The sequence below is a fragment of the Actinomadura sp. KC345 genome (genome assembly GCF_004348515.1).
Lineage (GTDB): Bacteria > Actinomycetota > Actinomycetes > Streptosporangiales > Streptosporangiaceae > Spirillospora.
The window spans coordinates 1-10,503 of the sequence record NZ_SMKH01000270.1; the positions used below are offsets into that span (position 1 = coordinate 1).

At 72.8% G+C, this 10,503-nt stretch carries 10 protein-coding genes and 1 pseudogene; 8 read left to right on the forward strand and 3 right to left on the reverse strand.

The genetic code is table 11. From position 1 onward, the window contains the following. Positions 1 to 493, reverse strand: a 493-nt coding sequence (locus E1281_RS31510; RefSeq protein WP_131883359.1) for a hypothetical protein, incomplete at its 3' end; no start/stop codon positions are given. A 130-nt stretch (positions 494 to 623) separates the two neighbouring features. Here E1281_RS31510 and E1281_RS31515 point away from each other — a divergent pair. Continuing rightward, the gene (locus tag E1281_RS31515) at positions 624 to 1,331 is read left to right on the forward strand and encodes a response regulator transcription factor (RefSeq protein WP_131883365.1); all 708 of its coding nucleotides are present in this window, start codon (positions 624 to 626) and stop codon (positions 1,329 to 1,331) included. Further along, on the forward strand, positions 1,328 to 2,443 hold the full coding sequence (locus E1281_RS31520; RefSeq protein ID WP_131883360.1) for a HAMP domain-containing sensor histidine kinase: 1,116 nt from the start codon (positions 1,328 to 1,330) through the stop codon (positions 2,441 to 2,443). The genes E1281_RS31515 and E1281_RS31520 overlap by 4 nt, the downstream gene beginning before the upstream one ends. Positions 2,444 to 2,460: 17 nt before the next feature. Here E1281_RS31520 and E1281_RS31525 read toward each other — a convergent pair whose 3' ends face one another. Continuing rightward, entirely contained in the window at positions 2,461 to 2,817 is a 357-nt protein-coding gene (locus E1281_RS31525; protein ID WP_243717630.1) for a hypothetical protein, read from the reverse strand. Between the two features lie 234 nt (positions 2,818 to 3,051). Here E1281_RS31525 and E1281_RS31530 point away from each other — a divergent pair, with 234 nt between their 5' ends. The 3 genes and pseudogenes from E1281_RS31530 to mptB form a co-directional block, all read left to right on the forward strand. Continuing rightward, positions 3,052 to 3,396: an STAS domain-containing protein gene (locus E1281_RS31530; protein WP_131883362.1), complete on the forward strand. Its 345-nt coding sequence runs from the start codon at positions 3,052 to 3,054 to the stop codon at positions 3,394 to 3,396. A gap of 74 nt (positions 3,397 to 3,470) precedes the next feature. After that, positions 3,471 to 4,202: a glycosyltransferase family 2 protein gene (locus tag E1281_RS31535; RefSeq protein ID WP_131883363.1), complete on the forward strand. Its 732-nt coding sequence runs from the start codon at positions 3,471 to 3,473 to the stop codon at positions 4,200 to 4,202. 305 nt (positions 4,203 to 4,507) lie between these two features. Further along, positions 4,508 to 5,086: pseudogene (gene mptB, locus E1281_RS42230) on the forward strand (polyprenol phosphomannose-dependent alpha 1,6 mannosyltransferase MptB); the annotation flags it as partial. Positions 5,087 to 5,648: 562 nt separating this feature from the next. Here mptB and E1281_RS42235 read toward each other — a convergent pair. Next, positions 5,649 to 7,934, reverse strand: coding sequence for a hypothetical protein (locus tag E1281_RS42235; protein ID WP_131883364.1), 2,286 nt, complete (start codon positions 7,932 to 7,934; stop codon positions 5,649 to 5,651). A gap of 54 nt (positions 7,935 to 7,988) precedes the next feature. Here E1281_RS42235 and E1281_RS31545 point away from each other — a divergent pair, with 54 nt between their 5' ends. From E1281_RS31545 to E1281_RS31555, 3 genes are all read left to right on the forward strand, one after another. Next, the gene (locus E1281_RS31545) at positions 7,989 to 9,341 is read left to right on the forward strand and encodes a glycosyltransferase 87 family protein (RefSeq protein ID WP_243717631.1); all 1,353 of its coding nucleotides are present in this window, start codon (positions 7,989 to 7,991) and stop codon (positions 9,339 to 9,341) included. Beyond that, positions 9,341 to 9,799 carry a DUF4446 family protein gene (locus E1281_RS31550; protein WP_131883367.1) on the forward strand — a complete coding sequence of 153 codons (459 nt, stop codon included), beginning with the start codon at positions 9,341 to 9,343 and terminating at the stop codon, positions 9,797 to 9,799. Before E1281_RS31545 ends, E1281_RS31550 begins: the two co-directional genes overlap by 1 nt. 104 nt (positions 9,800 to 9,903) lie before the next feature. Beyond that, a partial coding sequence (locus E1281_RS31555) for a prephenate dehydratase domain-containing protein (RefSeq protein ID WP_279433671.1) occupies positions 9,904 to 10,503 on the forward strand: 600 nt, incomplete at its 3' end.

Here is a 10,503-nt window from a genome sequence, read left to right on the forward strand (position 1 = left end):
GTACCGGGGGCTGGCCAGGGTGGGGCGGGCCGTACGGCCCGCCGCTCGGCGCGAGGGTCTTGGCGACCATCGCGACGCGGAGACCGGCGATGACCGCCGCGGCCGCCGGTGCCAGGAGGTCCTCGACGTCGAAGGTGTACTTCCAGATGTGGGCGAAGAAGTCCCCACTGGGAAAGCCGCCGAAGGCCACGTTGTGGAAGATCACGCCGAGCCGGTTCCCCACGTAGAGGGCGACGCACGCGGAGACCGTGGCGAGGATCGGTGCGAGCGGGCCGCGCGGGCGGGTGAGCATGACTCCGACCGCCGTGAAGAGGCCGATGAACGCGCACGTGATCAGGTAGTAGGCGGTCGAGTGCCGGAAGCCCTCCAGCACGTCGGTCTGGTAGAGGCGGGCGAACATCATGATCGCGCCGACCGCCGTGGCGATCGCGCCGCCGAGGAGGACGAGTGCGATGACGCCGAAGGCCGGCGTGGCGGGGCGCGTCTGGACCATTGGGCCATTAAAGCGATGTTCGTCCACTATCGCGATGTGGTCGGGCGGCTGATTCGCGGAGAGTTCTTACAGGGTGATGACGGACGAGGCCGATCGGTTGTCGTGGCCGTAACGTGCAGACGTGAAGACCGTGACGCACGCCGGGCGCGTCCTGGTGGTCGACGACGACCCGACCGTGGCCGAGGTCGTCGCCCGCTACCTGGCGCGCGACGGGCACGAGGTGGACTGTGTCGCGGACGGCCGGACGGCCCTGCGCAGGGCCCGCGACCATCCGCCCGACCTCGTCGTCCTGGACCTCATGCTGCCCGGGATGGACGGCCTGGAGGTGTGCCGGCGGCTCCGCGAGACCTCGACCGTCCCGATCGTGATGCTGACGGCGCTCGGCGCGGAGACCGACCGGCTCGTGGGGCTGGAGACCGGCGCCGACGACTACGTGACCAAGCCGTTCAGCCCGCGCGAGCTGGCGCTGCGGGTCCGGTCGGTGCTGCGCCGGGCGAGCGGCGCGCTGCTCCCGACCGGCCCGTCTGGCCCGCTGCGTGACGGTGACCTGGTCGTGGACGTCAGCGCGCACGAGGCCGGGCTGCGCGGCGAGCACCTGGCGCTCACCTCCCGCGAATTCGACCTGCTGGCGTTCCTGCTCCGCCACCCCCGGCAGGCGTTCACCCGCGAGGAGCTGCTCGAACGCGTCTGGGACTGGACGTTCGGCGACTCGTCCACGGTGACCGTGCACGTCCGCCGGCTCCGCGAGAAGATCGAGGACGATCCGACCGCGCCGCGCCGCATCGTCACCGTCTGGGGCGTCGGCTACCGCTACGAGCCCGCCGAGGCCCCGTCATGATCCCGTTCGAGGATCTGCTCTGGGTGGTCTTCTACGCGGCTCTGGCCGCCCTCGTCGTCGCGGCCGTCGCGCTCGGTGTGCTGTACGTGCTGCGTGCCCGGTCGGTCGCGACGCAGTTGATCGTCGTGGGCGCGGCGACCGTGCTGGCGGCCGTCTCCGGCATTCTCGTGATCTCGTTCATGATGCTGCTGAACGAGCACGACCGCGCGGTCGTGCTGGCCGTCGTGACGTCCGCCGGGCTGGTCGCGATGGCCGTGTCGGTCCTTCTCGGACGCCGGCTGGTGGCGGCCAACCGGACCTTGGTGGAGGCCGTCCGCGCCGACCGGTTCCACCCGCCGCAGGCGCGCCTTCCGGCCGAGCTGGCCGAGCTGTCCCGGGAACTGGAGGCCGCCTACGACCGGCTGGCCGCGTCCCACGAGCGCGAGCAGGCGCTCGAGACCAGCCGCCGTGAGCTGGTCGCCTGGGTGAGCCATGACCTGCGGACCCCGCTCGCCGGACTCCGGGCGATGGCCGAGGCGCTGGAGGACGAGGTGGTCGCCGACCAGAGGACCGTCCAGCGCTACCACGGGCGCATCCGCGTCGAGGTGGAGCGGCTCACCGAGATGGTGGACGACCTCTTCGAGCTGTCCCGCATCCATGCCGGGGCGCTGCGGCTGTCCCGGCAGCGCGTCGGCCTCGCCGATCTGGTGGCCGAGGCCGTCGCGGGCGCCGAGGCCCTGGCCCGCGCCAAGGGCGTGCGGCTCAGCGGCGGCGTCCGGGAGGGCCTGCCGGTCCAGGTGGACGCGGGCGAGCTGGGCCGCGCGCTCCGCAACCTCGTCGTCAACGCGATCAGGCACACGCCGAGCGACGGCGCGGTCGAGATCACCGGCGAGGTCCGGGGCGGCGAGGCCCGGGTGACGGTGGCGGACGCCTGCGGCGGCATCCCCGAGGACGACCTGGCCCGCGTGTTCGATGTCGCGTTCCGGGGCGAATCGGCCCGCACACCCGGCGGCGGCGCCGGACTCGGCCTCGCCATCGCCCGCGGCATCGTCGAGGCCCACGCGGGCGAGATCGGCGTCGCCAACACCGGCCCCGGCTGCCGCTTCGAAGTCCGCCTCCCGCTGACTACGTGACCGTTGGTGGCGTGGCTTCAGATGTTGTTCAGGGCGTCGTCTATCGCGCGGAAGGTGGGGCAGGGCCAGCGGGACATGCATGCACGGCAGCGGTGGATCGGACTGTCCGGGTCGCTGGTGATGCCGCCGGACTCCTGGGGCCGGTGCAGTTCGAGGAGGCGGATGCCGAGTTCGGCGAACAGAAGGACTTCCTCACGTGCGCCCGCGAGGAAGGCGAGATCCTCGCGGGACAGGCGCGCCTTGACCGGGACGAAGCCGCTCTTGTTCATCAGGCGGGACAAGTACTGGGTGGACGTCCGCCACGAACTGGACTTCGCCGAGCGCGCGCGGACCGTCTCCAGGCGTTCCCGTAGCCGGATCTCTCTCGGATCCACGTTTCGCCCATGCCGCTGTTGCACCTGCTCAGCCTCTCCTACTCGGGGTGCCCACGAGGCGGGAACCGGGAGAACACCGGGAGCGGCCACGGGCATCGCCAATGGCGAGATCATGACATCACGGTGCGTAGTTCTCAAAGCGTGCGGGACTGCCCGCGTGGCGACACGCCCATCCCGCAAGGGACTTGGCGAACTGTCTGGCCCGCGGGCCGTTCCCGAGATAGTGTGCCGGACGTGGAGCTAAACGTCTCGACCGCGTCTCAGGAGGGTCACGCCGTCGTCACAGCGACGGGTGAGCTTGACCTGTACACCGCGCCCAGGCTGCAGGCGGCCCTCGCGGGCCTGCTGCGCGACGAGGTCAACCGCATCGTGGTCGACCTGAGCGGCGTCGAGTTCTGCGACTCGACCGGCATGAACGTGCTGCTGGCCGCCATGAAGCGGCTCAAGGAGCAGGGCGGGTCGCTGGAGCTCGCCGCCCCGCGCCCGGCCGTGAAGCGCATCCTGCAGGTCACCGGGCTCGACACCGTGTTCACCGTGACCGACGCGGTCCCGGCCGCGGACGCGGGGCCGCGCGCGTAACGGGAACGGAAACGGAAGGGGGCGTTCCGGCGGCATGCCCCGCCGCGCGGCCGCCCCCGGCTACGATCGCGGATATGCAGGACGTAGCGGTGATCATCCCGGCCAAGGACGAAGCCGACCGCATCGCGGCCACGGTCAAGGCCGCCCACGAACTTCCCGGCGCCGACCTGGTCGTGGTCGTCGACGACGGCTCCTCCGACGGCACCGGGCGGGTGGCCAGGGACGCCGGGGCGCGGGTCGTCCGGCACAGCCGCAACCGGGGCAAGGGCGCCGCGATGGAGGCCGGCGCGGAGGCCGTCCGGCTGCTGGACGAAGGCCGCGACCAGCCCCGCCACCTGCTGTTCCTGGACGCCGATCTCGCCGAGACCGCCCGGGAGGCCGCGCCCCTCACCGAGCCGGTGCGGGCCGGTGAGGCCGACATGACGATCGCGGTGTTCACCACGACGGTGAAGCTCGGCGGGCACGGGTTCGTCGTGCGGCTGTCCCGCGACGGCATCCGCCGCGCCACCGGCTGGGAGGCCACCGCCCCCCTCAACGGGCAGCGCTGCATGACCCGGGCCGCGTTCGACGCCGCGCTGCCGCTCGCCGCCGGGTTCGGCGTGGAGACCGCGCTCACCATCGACCTGCTGCGCAAGAACTTCCGGGTCCGGGAGGTCGAGGTCCCGCTCGCGCACCGCGCCACGGGGACCGACTGGCGTGCCCAGCTGCACCGCGCCCGGCAGTTCCGGGACGTGGCCAGAGCCCTCGCCGTACGCGAACCGGCCGTCGCCCGCCGCGTGGACCGCCTGCGCGGCAGCCGCCGGTGATCGGTCTCGGGGCGGCCCGCCTCGGGACGGGCGGGCTGTGGGGGATCGGGATCAGCATCACGTGCTTCGTCCTCACCGCGCTGCTGGGCCCGTCCGTCTTCCAGCCCGAACTGGAGGGCGGGCCCGCTGAGCCGCCCTACGCGCTGAACGTCCATCCGTCGCCGTACGTGGTGATCGGGCTGGTCGTCGCCGGTGTGCTGGCGGGCGCGGCCGGGCTCGGGCTGTGTTTCGCCGCCGTCCGGAAGGGCTGGCGCGTCCGGGCCCTGCCGCTGGTGGTGGCCGGGCTGCTGGCGGCGGTCGCGTTCATGGCGATGCCGCCGGTGGGGTCCACGGACCATCTGAACTACGCCTCGTACGGGCGGATGGCGGCCACCGGCCACGACCCGTACGAGACCAGCGCCTCCGAGCTGCCCTACGACCCGGTCGCCGGGGCGCCCGAGGAATGGCGCGAGACGCCGTCGGTGTACGGGCCGATCGCCACCGGAGGCCAGGCGCTGGCCGCCTGGATCGGCAGCGGATCGGTGCGGCTGACCGTGTTCGTCCTGTCGGCGATCAACACGCTCGCGTTCGCGGCGACGGCGCTCATCCTGTACCGGACGGCCGGGAGCGCGGAACGGCGGCTCCGGACGGCGCTCCTGTGGACGTGCAACCCGCTGGTCCTCTTCCACCTGATCGCGGGCGCGCACAACGACGTCCTCGCGATCGCGCCGATGGTGGCGGCGCTCGCCCTGTTCGGCGCCCGGGACGGCAACGGCCGGACGCGGGCGGGGTGGTGGCGTGCCGGGTGGGTCCGCGCGCTCGCCGCGGGCGCCTTCACCGGGGTCGCCGCGGCGGTCAAGCTCCCGGCGGCGCTCGTCGGCGGCGGGCCCGCGTGGTCGCTGCTCCGCGAGACGCGGGAGGAACGCCGATGGCGCCCGATCGGGCGGCTGGCCGCCCTGTGCGGCGGCGCCGGCGCGGTCACCGCGGTCTCCTACCTGCTCGCCGGGCCGAACGCGCTCGACCAGGTCCGCGAGGCGAGCGGCATGGTCTCGTTCGCGACCCCCTGGCATCTGGTGGACGACTGGCTCGGACGCGGCGCCCAGCGCGACCTCATCAAGATCGGAGCGGTCGTCCTCGGGCTCGTGCTGTTCGTGCTGCTCGCCCGCACGCTCCCGAAGGACGACCTCGCGAAGGACGGCATACCGCCGGACGGCGCCGTCCCTTCGGGGGAGCCGGCGCGGGACGCGGAGAACCGGCGGATCGCCGCGGCGTTCGTCCTCGCCTGGCTCTTCGCCGCGCCCTACGCGCTGCCCTGGTACGACGGGTTCGGCTGGGCCCTGCTGGCCCTGCTCCCCTGGACGCGCGTCGACTGGATCCTGCTCGCCCACACCACGGCGCTCAGCCTCGCCTACCTCCCGGCCCGCGCCCCCGCCCGGATCAGCATGCCGGACGAGCTGTCGTGGCTGTTCACCGTCGTTCGGCCGACGGTGATTCCGTGGACTCTCGTCGCGGTCCTGACGGTTCTGATCGTGCAGAGTCTTCGTTTCTCAGGTCGATCTCCAGCGCCCGGACGCCCGCGGCGAGCATCAGCGGGGTCGCCAGGCTGAGCGAGACCGACAGGATCACCACGCCCGAGTCGTTCACCAGCATGCCGATGACGCCGACCGTCAGCGCGGAGATCAGCGCCGGGCGCATCGTCAGGCTGTGCTCGTACGCGCGCTGAAGCACCGACACCCGCCACCGCGTAGGCCGCGCCAGGACGAAGAACAGGAACACGACCGCCGCGGCGACCGCCAGCGTGTACGGCCAGTACCCGAGGCTGTTCACCATGGCGTCGAACTTGCGGGTGACGATGCCCCAGGCCTCGCCGTCCACGAGGTCGTCCCAGAACCGGCCGAGGTGCGTGGGGCTGGCGCTCCGCGAGTTCAGGTAGGAGATGAACAGCACCAGCACCGCGCCCGCCAGGCCGAACAGCCCGAGCTTGAGCGCCGAGACGCGCCGTCCCGTCACCATCAGGCCGAGGATCGCGAACGCCGGGACCATCGCGAGGACGCCGCCGAAGTCGCTGCCCCACGCCGGGAGCCCGTCCACCAGGACCGCGAACGTCCCGATGACGACGACGATCCCGAGCGCGAGCGCCCTGCGCCCGCCGCGCAGCGGGTACTCCGACAGCCACGCCGCCGTCAGGATCGAGGCGACGGCGAACAGCGAGAACGCCTGGTTCCCGAACCCGTAGAAGCGGCCGGCGACGAGCGCCGTGTACCCCATCAGCGTGTTGAGCTGGAGGTTCGACCCGCTCATGACGTCCAGCGCCAGGACGGTGGCCGTGATCCCGCTGATCACCAGCCCCGGCGCGAACGCGGACCGGCGCCACGGCCCGGCCAGCGCCAGGCCGGTCAGCAGCCCGGCGAAGCCGAGCACGGTACAGATCAGGACGGGAGTCGCGTTGTCGGCCCGCCACCACGGCAGCAGCCCCGCGAGGAACGACGCGCCGGGCGCCGCTCCCCCGAGCAGCGCTATCACGCGGGTGCCGCCCAGTATCCGGGCCCGCGAGCGGCGGTCGCCGCCGAGCCGGCGCAGCGCGAGCACGGCGACCCCGTACAGGACGAGCTGGGTCGCGAACAGCACCCAGTAGAACGACGTCTGGACGGTCCGGATCGCCTGGGCCGCGACGTCGGAGTCCTCAAGCGACTCGACCCGTTCGGTGGTGGTCTCGTCCGACGGCTCCGGCTGCCAGGTCGATCCGACGGCCTGCTTCGGCTGGGGCAGGCCGAGGACCTCCAGCGCCGTCGCGGTGACGTCGGTGAGCGTGACCAGGCCGTCCTGCCGGGTGGCGCTGGACCTCATGTATCCGGGCTTGTACGTCCCGCCGCCGCCCTTGGCGATGGCGACGCGCAGGTGCGGGTCGACGCCGATGTCGGAGAGTCCCGCCAGCAGGACGGTCGTCCCTTCGGGGAGACCGGTCATGACCTGCCCCACCTGGCGGTCGGCGGCGGCCGCGGCCGCGGCCCGCACGCGCTCCGACAGCGGGTACTGCTCGCCCTCCGGATCGACGCCGGCGTCGATGTAGGCGCGGAACACGTCGTCGATCTCCACCGCGGCGAGCCGGCAGCGCGCCCAGTCGGCGGCGGTCACCTTGCCGGGGGACTCGATGTAGCGGTCGACGCGCCCGCCGCCGTCGCCGACGCCGAACACCGCGCCCGGCCCGACCGCCGTCGTGCAGCCGCCCGCCGACTTCACCGCGTCGCCGAGCAGGCCGATCTGGGCGTGGTAGTTGGTGTCCGCGTTGTCGCTCTTGATCGCCGGCCAGCCGGGGGCGATGGCGCCGCCCGCGGGCGGCGGGCCGGTGGGGGAGTTCTGCCCGGACAGGATCGGGGCGGCCGGCAGCGCGCAGTCGCCGTGCGGGAGCCGGGACCGCTGCCCGGCCGACACCGTCAGCCAGGCGTCCGTCGGGCACGTGTTGACCCGCGTCGTGCGGACGCTGAGGCTCGCCGCGGACCCCTCCGCGGTCAGCCCCCACAGCGCGGGCGTGTTCTTCTCGGTGACGTCGCTCCACAGCAGCCCGGGGACGCCGACGATCACGACCCGCCCGTCGCCGGCCGGCGCGCCCCGCTGCGGGGAAGCGCTCTCCGGGGACGCCGCCGCGGCGGCCGCGGCGGGCTCGGCGTGGGCGAGGGAGAGTACGGAGACCCCCATCAGCGCGGCGACGAGGGTCGCGAGGAACATGCCGATCTTCGCTCCCCGCTGAGTCATGGCGTTCAGGTTACAAGAGCCATAACACCGCGGCGGGGCCATATCCTGCGGGCTGTGGACGGTCCCAAGACGCAGGTGGTCGGCGAAACCCAGGTCGGGGCCGAACCCGTGGCCGCTTCCGTGGAGCCGCCGGGGCGGCGCCGGACGCGGGCCGATGTGCTGATCCTCATGGCCGGCGTCGCCGTCGCCCTGGCCGCCGCGGCGCCGGTCGTCGTCCACTGGCTCACCAATCCGCCGGACCAGCGGCTCGTCGACCTGGAGGTGTACCGGGACGGGGGGCGCGCCATCCTGCGCGGCGCTCCGCTGTACGAGGTCCTCACGCAGCCGCCGCAGTTCCTCCCGTTCACCTATCCGCCGTTCGCCGCGGTCCTGGCCGTCCCGTTCACCCTGCTCCCCTGGGGCGCCGCGCAGCTGATCTGGACGGGCCTCGTCTTCGCCGCGCTGGTCGTCACGGTCTGCTACGCGTTCCGCGACCTGATCCGCCGGTCCGGGCGCTGGGCTCCGCTCGCCGCCGGAGTCCTGGTCGCCGCGATGATGTGGCTCGAACCCGTCCGGGACCAGTTCCGCTTCGGCCAGGTCGGGCTGTTCCTCCTCGCCATGTGCCTGGCCGACTGCTGCGCCCGCACCGTCCGCTGGCCGCGCGGGATGCTCGTCGGCCTGGCCGTCGCGATCAAGCTGGTGCCGGGGGTCTTCCTCATCTGGTTCCTGGTCACCGGACGGCGGGACGCGCTCGGCAATGCGGTGCTGACCGCCGCCGCGGCGACCCTCGGCGGGTTCGCGCTGCTGCCGTCCGACTCGTCGGACTTCTGGTTCGGCGCGCTCCTCCAGGGCGGTGACCGGACGGGCGCGGTCGACGGCACCACCAACCAGGCGGTGCAGGGGATCGTCGCGCGGATCCTGGACGAGGGCCCCGTCCGCACGCTGGTGTGGCTCGCGCTCGCCGCGATCGTCGCCTACTACGGGTACCTGCTGGCCCGGCGCGCGTCGCAGGCCGCCGACCTGCGGACCGGGGCCGACTCGGCGAGCCTGCTCCTGGGCTCCGTCGCGATCGTCGGGCTGCTGTCCGTCGTCCTGTCCCCTGTGGGGTGGATACACCATCTCGTCTGGATGATTGCGGTAATTGCGGCTTTGGTCGGGGATGGCCGGGACACGCGAAGATGTCTTTTCGCGTTCGCGCTCTGGCTGCTTTTCCTCTTCCCGATTCCGTGGTGGGCGCGGGCGATGATCGGCCCGGAACACTCCCTGGTCTCGGTTTTCGCGGGGGAATTCCTCCGCGACTCGTTCGGGATCGCCGCCCTGGTCTCGATCGCCCTCCTCGGAATCTGGCTCGTGGAAAGGATCGATTCGCGGGCTGATCACGAGGATTCTTCGCAACGCGAGGTCGGGGTGGGTACGCTCGGCGCGTGATGCTTGTCGCGGTGGCCGTCGCCGGCCTGGTCGCGGGGGTTGCGGGCCTGTCCATCGCGGTGGTCGCCCACAACCGGGTGAACCAGGTCGTCGACGAATGCTCGGAAATGCTCAGGCGCCAACTCCAGGTCGCCAGCGGATCGGTGGACGAGCGCGCCCTGCGCGATCTCGCCATCGTCCACTACGACGCCCTCAAGGAGATGTCGGGACACCGGTCCTTCTCCCTCGCCCTGATCAACGCGGTCGGCGACGGGGTCGTGGTCAGCTCCATCAACGGGCGGACCGAGACGCGGACCTACGCCAAGGCCGTCCTGGGCGGGCAGCCGGTCGAGATGCTCTCCCCCGAGGAGAACCAGGTCCTGCGCGCGGCCCGGCTCGGCAAGGGCCCCGTCGTGTCGATGGACGACCCGCTGGCCGACTTCGGCAACGGCGACCGCACCCCCACCCCCAGCGCCTGACGGGAGCCGCGCCGAGCCTCGCGGGAGCCGTGGGCGGCCTTTACCGGGCGGGCGGTAAACTCGATTTTCTTCCCACCCACCAGTAACACGCACCCGGGGGACCCGTGACCGCAGACATCAGGCCAGCGCGCTACGCCTACCTGGGTCCGCGGGGCACGTTCACCGAGGCCGCGCTGCTGACCCTCCGGGGCGCCGCCGGAGCCGAGCACGTCCCGTACGCGACCGTGCCGGCCGTCCTGGAGGCCCTGCGCCGCGGAGAGGCCGACACGGCCGTCGTGGCCCTGGAGAACTCCGTCGAGGGTTCGGTCCCGACCACGCTGGACGAGCTGGCCACCGGCGAGCCGCTCCAGATCGTCGGCGAGATCCACCTTCCGGTGTCGTTCGCGCTCCTCGTGCGTCCGGGCACCGCGATGGACGACATCAAGACCGTCGCGTCCCACCCGATCGCGCAGCCGCAGTGCCGCCGCTGGCTGCTGGAGAACGTCCCGCACGCCGAGTGGCGCGCCGCCACGTCCAACGCCGAGGCCGCCCAGCACGTCGCCGACGGCCACTACGACGCCGCCCTGGCGGGCTCGTTCGCCGCGTCCCGCTACGGCCTGTCCGTCCTCGCCGAGGACATCCACGACGTCGCCGACGCCGTCACCCGCTTCGTCGTCCTGCACCGCCCCTGCACCCCGCCCGCCCCCACCGGCACGGACAAGACG

Coding starts and splice junctions, on each gene's coding strand:
- E1281_RS31520 (WP_131883360.1), top strand. CDS start 1,328: ATGATCCCGTTCGAGGATCTGCTCTGGGTGGTCTTCTACGCGGCTCTG.
- E1281_RS31535 (WP_131883363.1), top strand. CDS start 3,471: ATGCAGGACGTAGCGGTGATCATCCCGGCCAAGGACGAAGCCGACCGC.
- E1281_RS42235 (WP_131883364.1), bottom strand. CDS start 7,934: ATGACTCAGCGGGGAGCGAAGATCGGCATGTTCCTCGCGACCCTCGTC.
- E1281_RS31550 (WP_131883367.1), top strand. CDS start 9,341: ATGCTTGTCGCGGTGGCCGTCGCCGGCCTGGTCGCGGGGGTTGCGGGC.